Source organism: Micromonospora sp. NBC_01699, from assembly GCF_036250065.1.
In the GTDB taxonomy this organism is placed as follows: Bacteria; Actinomycetota; Actinomycetes; order Mycobacteriales; family Micromonosporaceae; genus Micromonospora_G.
In genome coordinates this window covers 2,905,445-2,922,513 of the sequence record NZ_CP109199.1, presented here as the reverse complement: position 1 = coordinate 2,922,513, position 17,069 = coordinate 2,905,445, and the positions used below count along the sequence as shown (strand labels likewise).

Sequence of the window (17,069 nt, the reverse complement as noted above, 5' to 3'; positions counted from 1 at the left end):
TCGCTGGCGTGCTTGCCGCGGCGGTTGCCGTACCCGTGCCCGCCTTTGCCGGTCCGACGCCGCTCGCGGCCCCGGACACCGCACCGCTCGCGGCCGGTGCCGACCCGCTGACCCTCTGGTACGACGAACCGGCCGCCGACTGGGAGACCCAGGCGTTGCCGATCGGTAACGGCGCGCTCGGCGGCATGGTGTTCGGCCGGGTCGCGAACGAGACCGTGCAGTTCAACGAGAAGACCCTGTGGACCGGCGGACCGGGCGCGCCCGGTTACAACTTCGGCAACTGGACCTCGCCCCGGCCGAACGCGATCGCCGACATCCAGGCCCTGATCAACCAGAACGGGCGCATCTCCCCGCAGGAGGTGGCAAACCGGCTCGGCCAGCCGAAGAGCAGCTTCGGCTCCTACCAGAGCTTCGGTGACCTGTCGCTGCGGCTGACCGAGGACCCGGGCACGGTCCAGGAATACCGCCGCGAGCTGAACATCGGCACCGCCGTCGCCAAGGTCAGCTACGTCGACGAGGGCGTCCGCTACACCCGCGAGTACTTTGCCAGCAACCCGGACAACGTGCTGGTGGTCAAGCTCAGCGCCGACCAGCCCGGCAAGGTCGGCTTCACCGCCGGCGTGACCGCGGCGAACAACCGCTCGAAGACGACCACCGCCACCGGCGGCCGGATCACCTTCGCCGGGGCGCTCAACGACAACAAGCTCAAGTACGAGTCGCAGATCCAGGTCAACAACGACGGCGGCACCCGGACCGACGGCACCGACGGCACGGTCACCGTGGCCGGCGCCAACTCGGCCACCCTGGTGCTGGCCGCCGGCACCGACTACGCCGGGGTCTACCCGACCTACCGGGGCACCGACCCACACGCGGCGGTCACCGGCCGGGTCGACACCGCGGCGGCGAAGTCGTACGCGGAGCTGCTCGCCGCGCACCAGGTCGACTACAAGGCCCTGTTCGACCGGGTCAACCTCGACCTCGGCCAGGTGATGCCGAACATCCCGACCGACGACCTGCTGCGCAACTACGACAAGGGCAACGCCGGTGCCGACCGCGCGCTGGAGAGCCTCTTCTTCCAGTACGGCCGCTACCTGCTGGTCGCCTCGTCGCGGGGCGGCTCGCTGCCGGCGAACCTCCAGGGCGTGTGGAACAACTCCACCAACCCGCCGTGGGACGCCGACTACCACGTCAACATCAACCTCCAGATGAACTACTGGCCGGCGGAGGTCACCAACCTCTCCGAGACCACCGCCCCGCTGTTCGACTACGTCGACTCGATGGTGGCACCGGGCAAGGTCACCGCCCAGCAGATCTACGGCAACCGGGGCTGGGTGGTCAACAACGAGACCAACCCGTGGGGGTTCACCGGCCTGCACAACTACCCGCAGTCGTTCTGGTTCCCGGAGGCGGGCGCCTGGCTGGCCCAGTCGTACTTCCAGCACTACCAGTTCACCAAGGACGACAAGTTCCTCCGTGAGCGGGCCTACCCGATGATGAAGGAACTGGCCCAGTTCTGGATGGACGAGCTGGTCGTCGACCCGCGCGACGGCAAGCTGGTGGTCTCCCCCAGCTACTCGCCGGAAAACGGTGACTTCACTGCCGGTGCGTCGATGTCGCAGCAGATCGTCTGGGAGCTGTTCACCAACACGATCGAGGCGGCCGGCATCCTCGGCGGCGACGGCACCTTCCGCAACGAGGTCAAGGCCGCCCTGGCGAACCTCGACCCGGGCATCCGGGTCGGCTCGTGGGGCCAGCTCCAGGAGTGGAAGCTCGACCTGGACAGCCCGACCGACACCCACCGGCACGTGTCGCACCTGTTCGCCCTGCACCCGGGCTCGCAGATCTCGCCGACCAAAAACCCGGAGATCGCCGAGGCCGCCAAGGTCTCGCTGACCGCCCGTGGCGACGGTGGCACCGGCTGGAGCAAGGCCTGGAAAATCAACTTCTGGGCCCGGCTGCTCGACGGCGACCACTCGCACAAGATGCTGAGCGAGCAGCTCAAGGGCAGCACCCTGGCGAACCTGTGGGACACCCACCCGCCGTTCCAGATCGACGGCAACTTCGGTGCCACCTCCGGCATGGCCGAGATGCTGCTCCAGAGCCAAACTGGTGAGATCCAGGTCCTGCCGGCCCTGCCGAGCAAGTGGGCCAACGGCTCCGTCACCGGCCTGCGGGCCCAGGGCGACAACACCGTGGACGTACGCTGGTCCGGCGGTGCCGCCGACGAGATCAAGGTGACCACCGGTCGCGCCGGCAAGGTCAGCCTGCGCAACTCGATGTTCACCGGCCCGTACACCCTCGTGGACGCGGCCAGCGGCCGGAAGATCACCACCACCGGCGGCGGCGAGAAGATCACCTTCGACGCCGTCAAGGGCCACACCTACGTCGCCACCGCCCAGGTCGACATCAACATCGCGGCGCCGGCCACCCTGGAGGTCGGCCAGACCGCGCCGGTCACCGTCACAGTCAAGGCATCGGGTACGGCCACAGTGCCGGCCTCGACGGTCAAGCTCGCCGTTCCGGAAGGCTGGACCGTACGGCCCGGCCAGATCGCCACGCCGAAGCTCCGCCCCGGAGACTCGCAGGTCTACACGTTCACGGTCGCCCCGACCAGGGAAGCCGAGGCGGGTCCGAACCGGATCGAGGCACGACTCATCAACGATGACTGGCGGGCCACCGCCAGCACCTCGATCGCCCTGCCCGTCCCGCCGCCGTGCGACGTGCCGAACCAGACCCGCCCGCTCGTCGCCTGGGACCCAAGCTCAGGTGACACCATCGCGGACCGCTCCCCCAACGGGCGCACCGCGACGGTCCAGACCGGAGCCGGGTACGTCGCCGCCGGCCCGACCGGCAGCGCGCTGGCGCTCAACGGCCAGCGTTACCTGCGTACGACCCCGACGACGCTCGGCTACCTGAACACGGCCACGTTCGCGGCCGAGGTGAAGGTGACGACAACCGGTAGCTACCGCCGGCTGTTCGACTCCCAGCCCGGCGGCAACCCCGGCACCGACGGGGTCCTGATCGACCTCACGCCGAGCAACCAGGTCCGGTTCATCGGCGCCGGCAACGGCGTGACCACCACGGCGACCCTGCCCACCGGCCGGTTCATCGACCTGGTCATCACGATGGCCGACGACGGAGCCATCACGGTCTACGTCGACGGTCAGGTGGCCGGTACGGCGAAGGTGCCGGACGGCGGCATCATCGGCTGCGCCACCCGCGAGCTGCGGTTCGCCGCAGACCAGGACGGCGGACAGCGGCTCACCGGTGAACTCGACCGGGTGGCCATCTTCCCGACGGCACTCCCCGCTGACCAGGTGGTCGGCTGGCAAGCCCGCGCCTTCGGCTAACCACCACCAGCACCACCAGCAGTACGCACACAGGGCTCCTGCCGACTCCCGTACCGGGAGCCGGCAGGAGCCCTCAGCTATTCGCTGCGATCCTCAGCAGGGCACGTTGCAGTAGCATGCCGGTCCGGCCAATTCAACGAACCGTTCCAAAGCAGCCACGGCCGCGCATGCTTGTGGCTGCGATGACAAGAGCCTCGTGACGAAGGAGGCTCTGCGGCGTTCTTCCAGGTTCGAGTCTGAACGCACGTGTCTGTCCAACTCCACGAAAAGTCGCCAGCGCCAACTAAGGTAGTCCCGCCCACTCAAAGGTTGGAAGCTATCGGGCGGTCACGATCGGTTGATTGGAGTTAACGGGTGGATATAGAGGACAAGCTGAGCGGTTGGACGCTTCCGTCCAGCGTGACGGAACAGGACAAGCAGGACCGCACGGAGAGAATGATCCGTGCGGCCATCAAGGAGCACGCGGCGTTCAACGGCTGCGATCTCAAGGTCTACGCAAAGGGGTCATATGCGAACAACACGAACGTCAAGGCTGACAGCGACGTAGACATTGCGGTGCAGTGCAGCAATCTCATCTACTGGGAGACGGAAAGCTCAGGCGCCAACCCACCCGCATCGCCGTATGCAGGGATCTGGACACCCGCAAAATTCCGGTCGGAGTTGGGCGCCGCGCTGCGGACCAAGTTCCCTGGTCAGGTCGACTCCTCCGGCTCGACCGCGTTCCGTATCAACTCCGGCAGCGCTCGAGTAGAGGCGGATGTTGTCCCTTGCTTCGACTACCACTATTACTTCACAAGCGGTGGGCGCCGGGAGGGCACCAAGGTTTTCAAAAAGGACAATAGCAGCCTCATCAACTACCCGACTCAACAGTTGCAGAACGGAAAAGACAAGAACAACCTCACCAGACAGTACTACAAAAAGACTGTGCGCATCATGAAGCGGGTCGAGAATGCGATGGTTATTGTGGGCACCCATCGGGAGGTGCCGTCGTTCTTTATCGAATGCTTAGTTTATAGCTGCCCCGACGAGATCTTTCTTAGGTCAACCTGGACTGAGACGGTTCGAGGAATCATCGCCCACATCTGGGGTGGCCTCCAAGGCGGAGAACCAAGCGTAGAACGCGAACGCTGGAGGGAGGTCAACGAATGCAAGTATCTATTCGACAGCCAGCAGTCCTGGAACCGCGCCGATGGACGTGACTTTGCTAAGGCGGCCTGGAATTACTTGGGTTTCCACTCATGAGACGCACGCTCACCATCCGCGTTGTCACGTCAGTCGCGGTCTTTGTCTTCGTGGCCGGCACTTGGCTCACGAACCGTGAGTTCAACCTCGGCTGGTTGCGATTCTTCTCCGCCGCCGTACTCATCGCAACGCTCGTGCTTACACTTTGGGACATCTGGCTCTGGCGACTGCCTCTGATCCAACGCATACCAGGAGTCCCTCGTTGCGCCCGCGGCACCTGGCAGGGGACGCTTACTTCTTTGTGGATTGATCCCACTACCCGAAAGTCACCGGCTCCCAAAACCGTATACCTGGTCATCCAACAGACCGCGACCCTCGTTACCGTCAAACTCCTCACCAATGAATCAAGGTCGACGTCCGTACTCGCAAATGTATTCGAAATCGACGGCTCAATCGTTCTGACTTATCTGTACTTCAATAAACCTGACATGCGTATCGAGCATCGCAGCAGGATGCATCACGGATCCGCAGTTCTCGACGTGTCCGGACAACCTGTACGGCGGCTCAGGGGCCGGTACTGGACCGATCGCGACAGCAAGGGCGAGCTTGAGTTCACGCAGCAAGACAGACGTCTGGCCGACGATTTTGCAGAGGCTGCCGAGTACTTCCGGTAGCGCCGATCAACCAGCGCCACCACCGACTACTCCACCTGATGAATCGATGGGAAACGATGGTAATTTGGGACCTGGATTGGCAATTCAGAACACATCTAGAGGCCGCCACCAAGGGCACTTTGGAGGCGATCGGATTTCGCGGCGAAGTAGAGGGAGCACTTATCGGCTTACGTCATTCAGGGGACGACGCGACAGTCATCTTGCAGCGACAGAACAACACAGCTTCACAGAACGTAGAGCGAGCATTCAGAGATATCGACATCCCGGCAATTGAATCGATACTTAAGGGCAGGGGCGATGGACCGCACAATGAACGGCCAGACTACCGGCACAGCATTGCCCTGCAACGCTACTTGAATTCCTCGAACAGCAATAGATCCTGGCGCTATTTTCTGGCACCAAAGTCGGCAACAGTAGGAGATTTTTCCGTCTACGCCACCCTCGCCACGACTTCAGTAGCCATAGGTCTGGCGCCACAACTGAGGCGCACTAAGAGCGACGGCACGGTGGCCACTTCTTCTTTAGTCTCCCAAGTTATTGACGAAATTCTCCGTCGATCATGGCTCCATCTGGCTAGCGATCCTAACGGCTACGGCATGTCCTCCCTGCGAAGCCAGAGATTCGAGCTAGTCCGTGCAGCGACCGCCACTATTGTTGCGGAAGCACTCGATCCAACCGGCCTACACGGAACGCGCGATAGCGATTTGCTACTTAGCAGCCTCTCGGCGCTTCCTTACGAGGGGAGAGTAGGCCGAGGAGCCATCATCGTTGCAGCACCAGATTCCACGAGCATTAGGGTCAACCTGCACCTCCAATCGCCAGTTCCCATCGACAGACTTCACGCGGTCCGAAAGTTGATGGAGGTAGCAACCGAGAAGACCAGCCTTCTCCTGTATCAATCGGCCATATACGGCATCGGCGAAATAGATGACTTTACAGAAAATTCAGACACGGAGCTAGCGAGCATAGATTTTACGGGCCGTAACTCTTGGCGGCTTCGGCAAGGCGAAAGGACTGTGCTACAAGTCAAAGATGGGATAAGCCAACTGCCAGATGATGTGGACGCCAACATTGCAGGCATTGCGGCGAGAGTTTCCTGGCTATTTCCGGAGGCCAACGTCGAAACCCTACTAAGGCTGGCCCGGGCGGCCCGTCAAAACCGTCACGGCGCCATGCTTATCATTTCAGCCGACGCCGCAGAGGAGTCGCGTCGCCTTGCTCCCCAAGCCTGGGCAGTTCAACCGACTGAGATTAGTGACGAGATGATGGCGCAACTCACCGATATGGATGGCGGCGTATTAGTTGACCCTCAGGGCCGATGCCATGCCATTGGTGTCATCCTCGATGGCCTAGCGTCAGGCACGGGAGACCCAGGTCGAGGCAGCCGATACAACAATCCGATTCGATACTTAAGAACCAGCAAGGGGACGGAAAAAAATATCCCCAATGCAGTCGTGGTGGTGTACAGCACCGATGGCGCCATCGATATACTCCCCCCATATCCACGTAAAGTTGAACAAGCCCTCATAAAACACCTGGTCGCTCGCCTGATTCGGAACGCCGATGTATCCACGCCAGACCTAAATGACCTTGGATTCGTGCTGCAAGCACTCCGCGATCACCAGTTTTATCTTTCACAGCGCCAATGTACGGACCTAAATGAGGCGCTCGATCGACTAGACCAAACTCTAACCGATTCCGCGATTCGCGATGCTTTGCGGCAAAGATTCGATCCAGACCCTCGCATGGATGAAGATCGGTTTTTGTCTTAACGCCGACGCGGAGCAGTAGAGAATTTAGTATAAGCCACATAGCTCTGCCAAGTGACCGCTTCGCCACCTGCTCGCGAATCTGTAGACACACATCGAGGGTTGCCAGAAGCTCTCAGTCTGCCGCCTTCCACGTCGCGTATTCGTCGTCTACCTGGCTCGTTTCGACCAGCGACCGCTCAAGCAACTTCGGTTCGGCAGTCCGCTCCCGTTCTATGATCTTTCCTGTCGCTTTTATTGCATCGGTTACGTTCTCCAGTTGCCTCACCACAGAATAGAGAGTCGTCGGCGCCGCCCAAGCGCCCTTGTAAGGAGTCAAGTCAACCACGTAGGTAGCTTGCTGCACTGGACCGAACGGACCCTCGCAGTCCACCACGAACTCGCATTTCAGTGGAGAGTTGCCTTTGAACGGCTGGAAACTGACGTCAAAGAAGAACTGCATCCTATGTCCGGGAGGCATCGTCTGAATACCTTCAGTGAACACGGTCCACTCGTGCATCTTCGTGCCGTCCGAGCGGAGCATCTCCTCAGGCGCCTTTATCTGAACGTTCCTAGCAATCGTGGAACCGATATTAGCAATCGTCAAGACGAAGACGCCAGGATCGTTCGCGCCTGGTGCGATATCCACAATGACTACCGGTTCCAGAGCTTCGCGGCGCGCGAGCCGATTCGCAGCTTCCATCCGCTCCGCTTGTTCGATCTGCCGCAGCAATAGATCGATTTGTCGGCGTCCTAGATCCACCTGCTCATGCGCCATCTGAGCCTGTTGCCGCGCCATCTCTGCCTGCTCTTGCGCGGCAACCGCCGCCTTGTCTGATGAGACTGTCTGCGCCTTGGCCGCTCGGGCTGACTGCGCCGAGTAGACAACCCCAGCCAGGGCAGCCATCGAGATCACTACCGAGGTCCGTCCCGCGTTGAACCAGTCGATGATTTCCGTAAAAGCTTCCACCTGACCGATTGTAGGTGGATGAATCAAGATGTTGCATCGACATAAATTATCTCTTGAAACGGACGGATTCGCCCCAAACTTCGGAATATGTCTACTACGTAACGACTTATCAAGTCAATGCGATCGTCATTCAAATAGCCTCAGCGGAGGTCGGGCCATCTCTGAATGACATCCAATCATTGAACGCTTCATCGCAAGTAGTTGTTCAAGTACAAAAAGTCACGCCCGAGCTTTCGCCACCTCTACGGAGACTCAATTTGAAAGGCGGTCATCGATGCGCGATTGATTTGCGCTCGATCGAGGATAGCGGAAGCACCAATAGATCCATGGTCGGGCCCCACGAAAGCACAGCCTTACCGACACCGCTCCAGCCCGCACGCTCATATATGGCTCGGGCAGCCGAGCGCGAGTCAGATGCCAAGGTTGCCCATGGCTCTGATCGTCCGTCGATCAGCCAACGGATCAACTGCGCGCCAATCCCCTGACCCCGTCTATCTGGCTGAACGATCCACTCCATGATCGCAAGCTTGTCAGCGGCCTTTAGGACAGGCGGCGGCTCGCGGTCGGCCTTGGACCACCACGTACCCGCCGGCATCGTCCATCCATATGCAAATCCAAGCAGGGCATCGTCATCGGTCGCGATTACCAACTCGAAGCCGGGGCGGAACATGTCCTCTGGAAGCTTGACCCGGAAGCCCTCTACCTCCTCGGGCCCTTCCTCATACGGAGCCTCGGCATATACGACGGCGTACAGGTCGACCAGCCGGGCAACCCAAGGGGCTGATGATGAGCCGGTGAGCCGTTTGTAGGAGATGGACATCGGCAACCCCCTCAGGCGATAGAGGTGATCGGCAGTCGGGCTGCCAGGTCGCCGAGTTCGATACGTCGACGTTCAGCCGTCGGTACGACTGCCATTACATGTCGAGCCACCTCGTACAGCAGCTTGTTGTGTTGCTCCACGGGTAGCTCATCCAGCAGGTCGGCGGCGAAGCGAAGGCCCTCCCCGACATGCCCCTTTTGAATCAAGCACGATGCTCGGTGCAGGGAGACCTGTGTCCTGAGTCGGGCTTGGCATTCCGGGTAGAGGACGAGCGCGCGGTCCTGCGCTGCATCGGCGTCGGCAAGGTTGCCGGTGTGGGTGGCGACGTACGACTCCGTGTGGCGGAGCCGGTGTTCGGGCCAGGCCCAAAGCGACGCAGCGTCGTTGGTGATCTCTGAAGGGAGCCTCGCCGTGATCTCCGCGACCTGACGTACTGCCGTCAGGGCTTCGTCGTGACGACCAGCTAAGGCGAGTGCCTGTGCACGTCCGGCGTACAGTCCGGCCGATCCTGCCGATGCTCGGTTGCCGGCGAGCGCAATGGCCTCGTCCGAGCGTTCGATTACTTGGGACAGTGGACGTCCGTCGTAGCAGCCGTTTGTCACGTCCCAGGCCCGCGCCAACACCTGCGTGTCCACACAGCGCGACTCGTCGGCGGCTCGCCGGGCCGTTGACCACCAACGTCGAGCCATGTGCAGTCGGCCGGTCGCGGTCAAGGTCATCGCGACGATCACCGAGAGCTGGGCGGCAGCTCGTAATAGGCCGGTCTTCTGCCGACTGCTGCTCTCGGCCATGACCGCTTGCAGCACAGCGAGATCGGCGGTGACCTGCTCCATCAGCACGTCGGGTGGCGTGAGGTAGTAGGCACGGCCATAGTCGAGCGCGATCTGCTGCCACTCGTCGTGGTCCTCGCCATCGACCGCATGACCGAGCCCCTGGCGAAGCGCCTCCAAGCCGACGAGAGGCGGGCCTGTCCCAACTGCGAGGGCGCTGAGCGCCCGGAGAACCGTGCGGCGTTGCATGCCGTCATCTAACGCCGCTCGCTCGTACTCGTCTATAAGGATGCCGTTGGCATCAAGTGCCTTGTCGCAGGCGTTGGCGACCTTGGACGTCGGTGAACGCTCACCTCGCTCAAGCTGGCCCAGGTACCCGAAGTCGTAGTTGACCAGCATGGACAAGCCACGGAGCGAGAGACCGCGCTCATTCCGGAGCCGCCGCAGGGCACTGCCGAATCCGCTCAAGATTCACTTCCGGGTTTGTGGGCTGTCGCGTGGGCCTACTGCTCACAGGTTCTACCTACGCAGGCTACCGGTAACGCTGTGTGTGCACCGTCCCGCACGCGCGGCATGTCGAGCGGGATACGAAGCCGTCGTCACGTTGCGAAGTGGCGGCCCACATGACGATCGAACGTAGCGGCTGGCAGGTATCCGAGTTCAGCCGTCACGTCTTCACAAAATGGCCGAACAAGATCGGACCGAGGCTGATGGGCAGGTGGAAGTGGTTCAGCGATCCGTACGAGCCGACCGAGGATGGGATCGGTCCTGCGACGCTTTACCCAGAGCGCGCTGGCTATCGAGGCAATGGGATCAACGCGGTACCTCCGTCGAATGAGTCAGAGGATGAGGCGTCCCCTCGCTCGACCACTTCGGCAGATCCGAGACCGGCTCGGCTACGCGGCAATCGGGGGTGCCGGTTCCGTCACGGAAACGATCAACGGTCGTGACCACTCCTGCCGGGCTGCCACAGATGCCGACAGGCACCGTACGTCGTCTTTGGGTCGGTGAATGGTCGCACTGCCGCGACCTCCCGCCGGGCGCAGCGGTCGATGTGGTCGTGGCGCGGATGCACGTGGACCGGTTGCACGTTCGATCGGACGAGGTGGGTGACCGGGCACACGCCGGAGTGCGCGTGGGAGTCGTCCGACTACACGAACCCGTTTACCGAAACTCCTGGTGCGGGTGGCCACGATCGTCCGTGACCTGGCCGCGCGATGAGCAGCGAAAACAGAGGTCGTGACCGGGAGGAGCAGGGGTGAGTACGCATAATCCGGTGGCGCGTACGTGGGTTTGCTCGGGGTGTGGGGGTGACTGGCCGTGTGCGACGCGGCGGCGGGAGCTGCGGGCCGAGTTCGCTGGCAGTCGGGTGTCGCTCGGGCTCTACCTGGGTCAGTACTTCGTCGTCGCGGCCGAGGACCTTCGGCACGTGCCCAGCGGTTGGCTGCACAACCGCTTCGTCGGCTGGATCCGCGCCGACGAGCAGGCGTCGCCGTACACCTCGGTTGATGTTCTTGTCAGCTCGTATGAGCTGGCCAGGGCCCACTCCCCCGACCGCGACGGACGCTGCCCCACCTGCGGCGAGCAGACCGACTGCTGGGTCCGCATCTCCCCCGAACCACCGGGCCTGTTCGTCCCGCTCCCCTGATGTTCGGCCCGCTGCCCCGACTCGACATGTGTCTTTTGCGCTTCTACCTCCTCAGAGGTCGAGGTTCGGCGCTTGGGGTGCTCTCGACAACAAGGAGGTATCGCGATGTTTTTGGTTCGCCGTTGGTGGGGCTGTGTCTGGCCGTGGCCCCTCGGGGCTGCCGCACCGCAGCTACCCGTCTGGTCATCGTCCACCTTTGCCCGCTCGTCGTGGGCCGGTGAGTTGACGGTGGACCTGAGGGCGGTACTCACGTTCGGGCAGCGCGCGGGCTATCGCGCCGCGGAACGGCGACCGTGATGATCAGTAGTGGGCTCGTGCGGGTGGGCGATGTCATCCACGCCGAGGCGGGTGACTACCGCCGAAGCAAGGTTCCCGCGTACGAGGACCACATGGGTGATCTCCATTTGCGGGTGACGCACGTGGCGATGGACGCCGGGGCGTACGACACCGAGTGGGTGACCGTGCGCGGCATCGAGAAACCGGCGGGAAAACCCGAGCTACCCGAGGCGGAGTACGCGATCCGTCGCCGGGTCCTGGCGGACATCGAGCGGCCCGTACCGAGGACGGCCTGACCGATGAGTGGGGAACTGAGCATCGACACGTTGGCGTGGATCGCTCGCGCGGAGGTGAAGCGCCACCGCCGGGGACCCCTGTGGCGGCCGGTCTGCCTGCACTGCACCCAGTACGGATGCCCGTACATGGATCGCGCGATCGAGTTCCTCCAGGCCCTCCCGAGGGTCACGGGCACCGGCACGCTGGCCGACTCCGGAGATGGTGAAGGGGATGGGGATTCGTGAGTAGGCAGGACCCGGCCGCCGGCCCGCGCGAGCCGTTCGTCGTGATCGGCGCCCGTCGTGGTTGAGCCGGACCGGTCAGCGCTGACGAAGGTAACGGTCAACCTGGTGCCGCGCGCGGTCGACGCGCTCGGCTCCGCGTGCACCCGTACACGGGACACGAAGACGGACACGATCAACCGGGCGTTGGTCGTCTTCGACCTGGTCCTCGACCTGATGGAACAGGGCGGGGGAACCCTCACCGTACAAAAATCCGACGGCAGCACTGAGCGCGTCCACCTGCTCTGAACGGAGAAGACGTGGAACACGACCCAGACGACGGCGACCCGATGGGCGCCCCGCACCGACCCGGCGACGACTGGCACTGCAAGGACGACGCCGAGGAATGGCCCTGCCAGGTGTTCCGCCGCCGGATGTGGTCCCTCTACCAGGGAAACCGGCCCCGGCTCGCCGAGGTGATGGGCGGCTTCCGCGACAAGGCAACGGCGACCCTGCCCGACCTGACCCCCGAGCAGGCCGAAGCCCGCTTCGTCGGCTGGGTCCACGACCCACCGGTCCGCCGCCGACTGCGGGCGGTTTAGCCGCCCCACGACCACCTGACCACCCGCTAGCCGCCGCGCTCGCGATTCGGCACCAAGCGGGCACGCCGCCGCCGTGTGCCACCTGCGACGGCGCAAAAGGCGGTTACGCGGTCAGGACGGTCAGGACGGTCAGCGCACTCCGGGGTTGTCGGCGCCTGCTCGGAGTGGCAGGTATGCCAGCGCACAAAGGTCAATCCGATGTGGACAGCCGCGTCATCCTAGAAATCCGTCCCCGGTCCTCGTCGACGAGGCGAGGGGCATGCCGGGCATCACCGGTGCGGCCTGGGCGTCGCGCCCGATCCGGGTCTCCTGAGCGGCCGACACCCGTGTGATCAGCAGGATCAGAGCCGCACCGGCCACCGCGCTGAGCAGCGCCACCAGCAGGTTCGGCCCCAGCGCGGCGGAGTAGTAGTCGACGTACAACTGGTAGTCGCTCTCGTCGGCGAGTGCGGTGGGCAGTGCCTCCCAGTCCTGGCTGTCGGACAACGTGTTGATCTGTCCGACAAACAGGTAGAAGAGCCACCCGCCGAACCAGATCCGTACCAGGGCCGGCGTGCTCGACCGCCAGAGGCTGTCCCGGGCGATGCCCGCCATCATGCGTGCCGGGATGATGAGGTTCGCGATCGGCACCAGCCAGCCGCCGATCGCCCAGCCCTTGCTCAGCGTTGTCGTGGCACCCGGGAAGGCGTCGAGGTTGGCCCGCGCCCGGTAGCACCAGACGATCACCAGCACACCGGCCGCAGCGAACGGGACGAGGTACGCCACCTGGGCGAGGGCTTCGACGAGGGAGGCGGCGTTGATCACGTCGGGGTCGAGGTCGCGCATCGCCCGCTCGGCCATCGCACGCCCGACGAGCGGCCAGAAGGCGAGCAGCAGATCGAGCAGCACCACGACGCCGACCGCGATCGACGCTGCCATCCCGACGCCACGAACGGGGTACGTCCGCGCCCCGGGAACGATCGCCGGCGCACCGGTCGGGGTGGCACAGACAGCACATTCCAGGCTATTCGGCGTTGATTCGGCGTGACAGGTCGGACAGCCCATTCAGTTTCCTCCGATGTTGTTGGCCGCGTCAGCGTACGGATCTGCGGCTGAACCCACGCGGCCGCGTCCGACAGCGGCGGCCCGAGCAGTCGACTACTCGGGCCGCCGCTGTCGGACGACCGGACTCCCGGACCGCGCGGCCGACGCGGGTCGGCCGGCGGGACCGACAGGGTGGTGGTCCTCGGCGTCAGCTCTTCAGCTCCCTGCGGCACCAGCGTTGCACCAGAGCGCGTTTACCCGCGGACAGCTCCCGGGTGATCGGCATCTCCAGGGCGGTGCCCCGGCGACTCTCGTCGATCACGTCCAGCATCAGCGCCGCGAAGTGGGTCACCCGGTCCGGGTCGTTGGGGACGTTGACCGGCCCCCACGGGATGATCGCCCCCATGATCGGGTAGAGCAGCGCGTAGTAGCGGAACACCTCCCGGTACACCAGCTCGAAGGTGAGCTGGTCATCCGGTATGCCGCTGTAGTCGTCGTACGGCAGGGCCCGGACCGTGGAGAAGTACTCCACCGCCCAGGCCGGGTTGTCCCGGTCGGCGTGCGTGTCCGGCGGCAGGTAACGCAGTTTGTAGCAGGCGGCGGCGTCGACCTCGATCGGCACCTCCACCCGACCGCCGGCCGGCACCTCCAGGGTGAACTCACGGATCTTTTCCTCACCGATCGACGTCGCGGTCAGCACCAGCGGGTTGACCGAGTTCGCCCGGCCGGGCGTCTGCGTGTCCCGCCAGAGCTGCACGGTCAGGGTCAGCGGCTCGGTGATCGGCTCGCCCTTGCGGAACACCCGCAGCGCGGCCGTGCCCTTCGCCCGGCCCTTCGCCGGCATGTCCAGGTACACCGCCTGGTCGTCGGTGGTCACCTGGACCGTCTCGATCTCCCGCAGCAGTGGCACGCGTACGCCGTCGGTCCGTACCTGTAGCAGGCCGTCGTGAATGTGCTGCCCAGCCTCGCTGCGCGGGTTGAACCCGTACTCCAGCACCCCGCCGTACAGCTCGTAGGGACCCTGTTCGTAGTCCACCACGTCGATCAGCGCACGCCGCTGCTTGCCGCCGACGTCGTAGAGCAGTTCCAGGACCACCCCGCCGAAGTCGACCTTGTCGAAGTCCCCGCCGCCGACCTCCGGGAACGTGTTGCCCAGGTCGAGCACCACCCGGTCCTCGGCGACGTACGCCATGGCCGGGCCGATCCGCTCGGCGTCCGGGCTCGACGCGCTCAGCGCGTTCAGGGCGGTGCCCGGGGTGGCGATCCGTTCCACGTCCTCGTGGGTCTTGACCCGCATCCGGGTCACCGCTCGGGCGGTGCCGCCCTCGGCCGCGGAGTAGGGCGGGCCGGGCTGTTGCAGGTTCCGGCCGACCGGGGCGGAGACCATGTCCGTGCCGTTCCACACGCCGACCGTGCCGACCACCCGGCCGATCTTCGGGTTCATCGCCCGCTCGCCCCGCTGGAACTTCTCGTACATGGTTATCTGGTCGAAGCTGGTCCGCATCCCGTAGAAGCACCAGCGCAGCAGCAGGCCGGCGCCGTCCGCGGCGCCCTCGCGCAGGGCGCGCAGGCCGTCCGAGTGCGGAGCACGCGCCGGGTCGACGAAGCTCAGCGCCGAGTTCGGGATGACGGCCTGGAACGTGGCGGCGCCGCCGGGGCGGAAGAAGTTCAGCCACCGGGTGAACGAGGTGGTCGGCACTCCCCGTACCAGCTCGACCAGGTCGCCGTCGCGGTCCGGACCGATGATCCGGAAGCTGGCCGCGACGAACTGGGTGCCGTAGCTGTCGGCCGGGTTCACGTCGACGATCCGGGCGTTGAGCGCGAAATGCGCCTTGAGCAGCGGATCCTCGGCCGGTCTGGTTACCGGCCGGTCGTCCACCCACACGCTGGTCGCCCTCGCCCTGCCGAACGTGGTGAGGTGGTCGCCCCAGTAGTTCCAGTAGCCGGGCATGCCGGACTGCCAGTTGGGATTGGCGGTGGCCGCAGTTTCGGCGTCCGCGTACACCACCAGGCTGGTCATCCATTCCCGGTACGCGGCGTCGTCCAGCGCCGGCAGGGTCGCGCCCTCCACCGTCGGCGGATTCAGCAACTGGACCCGGTCGTAGTCGAGCAGGTGGATGATGTTCTCGTTGTTGGCCGTGGACGGGTTGACCATCGCGTCGGTGCCGAAGAACCCGATCCTGGGCCGGTCCAGGTAACTCATGCCGGCAGCTCCACGGTCGACGGGGTGAACAGTGGGACCAGCGTCTCCAGGCGGGCGGCAATGGTGGCCAGCGCGTCCTGCGTACCGGCGTCGAGTCCGGAGTCGGTCAGGCCCAGTACCCGGCACCGCCCGGCGAGGGCGAGCAGCCGTCCGGCCAACTCGTCCACCGTGGCCGGTGGACCGGTCGGTTGCGGTTGCGGCAGTTCGAAGGCGGGCCCGGCGTACCGGCCCGGATGCTCCGCCCCGGCCGGCAGCCGGGTCAGCAGCGCCGCCAGCGGCTTGATGCCCAGCGGCATCAGCGCGGTGACCACCCGCGCTAAGCCCTGGCGCTGCCCGGTGCTCTGCCCGTCCGGGGTGAAGAGCCGGACCAGCATCTCCACGAAGAGCAGGTACAGCTCGTTGAAGGTGACGCCGACCGCACGCACCGCCGGGTCGGTGATCAGGGTGCCGCCGGTGTTCGCCGGGTCGTACACCGGGTTCTCCACGGTGGGCCAGCCCGGAGCGAAGTCCGGCTGGGTCTGCTTCAGCCCGTCCAGCTGGTCGGCGATCTGGTGGAAGTACGCGAAGTGGGAGTCCGACTGCCAGTCCGGCGCGCCCTCGCCCTCCAGGACGATGATGTCGATGTACCTGGCTGCCTGCTCGGCGGTGGTTATCGGGGTCAGTGTCGGGGTCAGCGGGATGAGGGCGCTGGTGACCTGTCGGGCGGCGGATGCCGGGTCGATCCACTCCGGATGGCCCAGGATCGCCGCCTTGATCTGGTCGTAGAGTTCGGCGATCGAACCGTAGGGCCGCTCCTCGCTGGCGGTCATCGCCAGGTTGAGCCGGGTGTGCGCCTGCCGGCCGCACTCGGCGCAGAAGTCGTCCCACCAGCCGTCCGGCTCCGGTTTCTCCCAGCACAGAAAGCGGCTCACGGTTTCCTGGCTGAACGGCGTCAGGGTGGACGGCAGGTTGATGTCCGAGTACCGGCTGGCCGGCTGTGGGAAGTTGGGCCGCCACAGGTACGGCGCGGCGCCCAGCGCGATCAGGATGTTGTTGGCCAGGGTCAGGTGGTACATCTCCTGCACCGCGATGCGGCTGAGCTGCTGGCTCCACTGCTCGGTCAGCGCCGCCCGGACGGTGGTGACCCCTGGGTCACCGCCGTGGGACAGGGTGGCCGCCGCGTACAGATACTGCACGCAGAGCATGTGTTCCAGCTCGCAGGCGTCGTGAAGCATGTTGATGGTCGTGGGCTTGTCCAGCAACGCGGGCTCGGTAGTGGCCACGCACAACCTCCGAGGGGTGCGGAAGGTGTTCTGATGACTACCCA

Annotated in this window: 14 protein-coding genes; 8 read left to right on the top strand and 6 right to left on the bottom strand. The window is 64.6% G+C overall.

The window, feature by feature from the left end:
• Positions 1-8: 8 nt before the first annotated feature.
• The 4 genes from OG792_RS13120 to OG792_RS13105 all read left to right on the top strand — a co-directional run bounded on the left by OG792_RS13120 (position 9) and on the right by OG792_RS13105 (position 6,978).
• Positions 9-3,350, top strand: a complete 3,342-nt coding sequence (locus OG792_RS13120) for a glycosyl hydrolase family 95 catalytic domain-containing protein (RefSeq protein WP_329109747.1) — start codon at positions 9-11, stop codon at positions 3,348-3,350.
• 354 nt (positions 3,351-3,704) lie between these two features.
• Positions 3,705-4,592, top strand: coding sequence for a nucleotidyltransferase domain-containing protein (locus OG792_RS13115; protein ID WP_329109746.1), 888 nt, complete (start codon positions 3,705-3,707; stop codon positions 4,590-4,592).
• Complete coding sequence (locus tag OG792_RS13110) at positions 4,589-5,206, top strand: hypothetical protein (protein WP_329109744.1); 618 nt, start codon at positions 4,589-4,591, stop codon at positions 5,204-5,206. The genes OG792_RS13115 and OG792_RS13110 overlap by 4 nt, the downstream gene beginning before the upstream one ends.
• A 38-nt stretch (positions 5,207-5,244) precedes the next feature.
• Positions 5,245-6,978: a hypothetical protein gene (locus OG792_RS13105; RefSeq protein ID WP_329109743.1), complete on the top strand. Its 1,734-nt coding sequence runs from the start codon at positions 5,245-5,247 to the stop codon at positions 6,976-6,978.
• 112 nt (positions 6,979-7,090) lie between these two features.
• Here OG792_RS13105 and OG792_RS13100 read toward each other — a convergent pair whose 3' ends face one another.
• The 3 genes from OG792_RS13100 to OG792_RS13090 form a co-directional block, all read right to left on the bottom strand.
• Positions 7,091-7,924, bottom strand: coding sequence for a hypothetical protein (locus OG792_RS13100; protein WP_329109742.1), 834 nt, complete (start codon positions 7,922-7,924; stop codon positions 7,091-7,093).
• Positions 7,925-8,192: 268 nt separating this feature from the next.
• Entirely contained in the window at positions 8,193-8,744 is a 552-nt protein-coding gene (locus OG792_RS13095; protein WP_329109740.1) for a GNAT family N-acetyltransferase, read from the bottom strand.
• An 11-nt stretch (positions 8,745-8,755) separates the two neighbouring features.
• Positions 8,756-9,982, bottom strand: a complete 1,227-nt coding sequence (locus tag OG792_RS13090; protein ID WP_329109739.1) for a helix-turn-helix domain-containing protein — start codon at positions 9,980-9,982, stop codon at positions 8,756-8,758.
• A gap of 901 nt (positions 9,983-10,883) precedes the next feature.
• On the opposite strand from OG792_RS13090, the gene OG792_RS13085 reads away from it, so the two are divergent.
• From OG792_RS13085 to OG792_RS13070, 4 genes are all read left to right on the top strand, one after another.
• Positions 10,884-11,162, top strand: coding sequence for a hypothetical protein (locus OG792_RS13085; protein ID WP_329109737.1), 279 nt, complete (start codon positions 10,884-10,886; stop codon positions 11,160-11,162).
• 320 nt (positions 11,163-11,482) lie between these two features.
• Positions 11,483-11,734 carry a hypothetical protein gene (locus OG792_RS13080; protein ID WP_329109736.1) on the top strand — a complete coding sequence of 84 codons (252 nt, stop codon included), beginning with the start codon at positions 11,483-11,485 and terminating at the stop codon, positions 11,732-11,734.
• 282 nt (positions 11,735-12,016) lie between these two features.
• Positions 12,017-12,244: a hypothetical protein gene (locus OG792_RS13075; RefSeq protein WP_329109734.1), complete on the top strand. Its 228-nt coding sequence runs from the start codon at positions 12,017-12,019 to the stop codon at positions 12,242-12,244.
• 11 nt (positions 12,245-12,255) lie between these two features.
• Positions 12,256-12,537: a hypothetical protein gene (locus OG792_RS13070; RefSeq protein WP_329109733.1), complete on the top strand. Its 282-nt coding sequence runs from the start codon at positions 12,256-12,258 to the stop codon at positions 12,535-12,537.
• 213 nt (positions 12,538-12,750) lie between these two features.
• On the opposite strand, the gene OG792_RS13065 is transcribed toward OG792_RS13070, so the two are convergent.
• The 3 genes from OG792_RS13065 to OG792_RS13055 form a co-directional block, all read right to left on the bottom strand.
• Complete coding sequence (locus tag OG792_RS13065; protein WP_329109732.1) at positions 12,751-13,455, bottom strand: DUF4328 domain-containing protein; 705 nt, start codon at positions 13,453-13,455, stop codon at positions 12,751-12,753.
• A gap of 313 nt (positions 13,456-13,768) precedes the next feature.
• Entirely contained in the window at positions 13,769-15,763 is a 1,995-nt protein-coding gene (locus OG792_RS13060) for a hypothetical protein (RefSeq protein WP_329109731.1), read from the bottom strand.
• Positions 15,760-17,025: a ferritin-like domain-containing protein gene (locus OG792_RS13055; protein ID WP_329109729.1), complete on the bottom strand. Its 1,266-nt coding sequence runs from the start codon at positions 17,023-17,025 to the stop codon at positions 15,760-15,762. Before OG792_RS13055 ends, OG792_RS13060 begins: the two co-directional genes overlap by 4 nt.
• Between the last annotated feature and the right edge of the window lie 44 nt (positions 17,026-17,069).

Bases quoted from the DNA above. Each gene is read 5' to 3' on its own strand.
- OG792_RS13110 (WP_329109744.1), top strand. From the start codon at position 4,589: ATGAGACGCACGCTCACCATCCGCGTTGTCACGTCAGTCGCGGTCTTT.
- OG792_RS13105 (WP_329109743.1), top strand. From the start codon at position 5,245: ATGAATCGATGGGAAACGATGGTAATTTGGGACCTGGATTGGCAATTC.
- OG792_RS13095 (WP_329109740.1), bottom strand. From the start codon at position 8,744: ATGTCCATCTCCTACAAACGGCTCACCGGCTCATCATCAGCCCCTTGG.
- OG792_RS13065 (WP_329109732.1), bottom strand. From the start codon at position 13,455: ATGGCAGCGTCGATCGCGGTCGGCGTCGTGGTGCTGCTCGATCTGCTG.
- OG792_RS13060 (WP_329109731.1), bottom strand. From the start codon at position 15,763: ATGAGTTACCTGGACCGGCCCAGGATCGGGTTCTTCGGCACCGACGCG.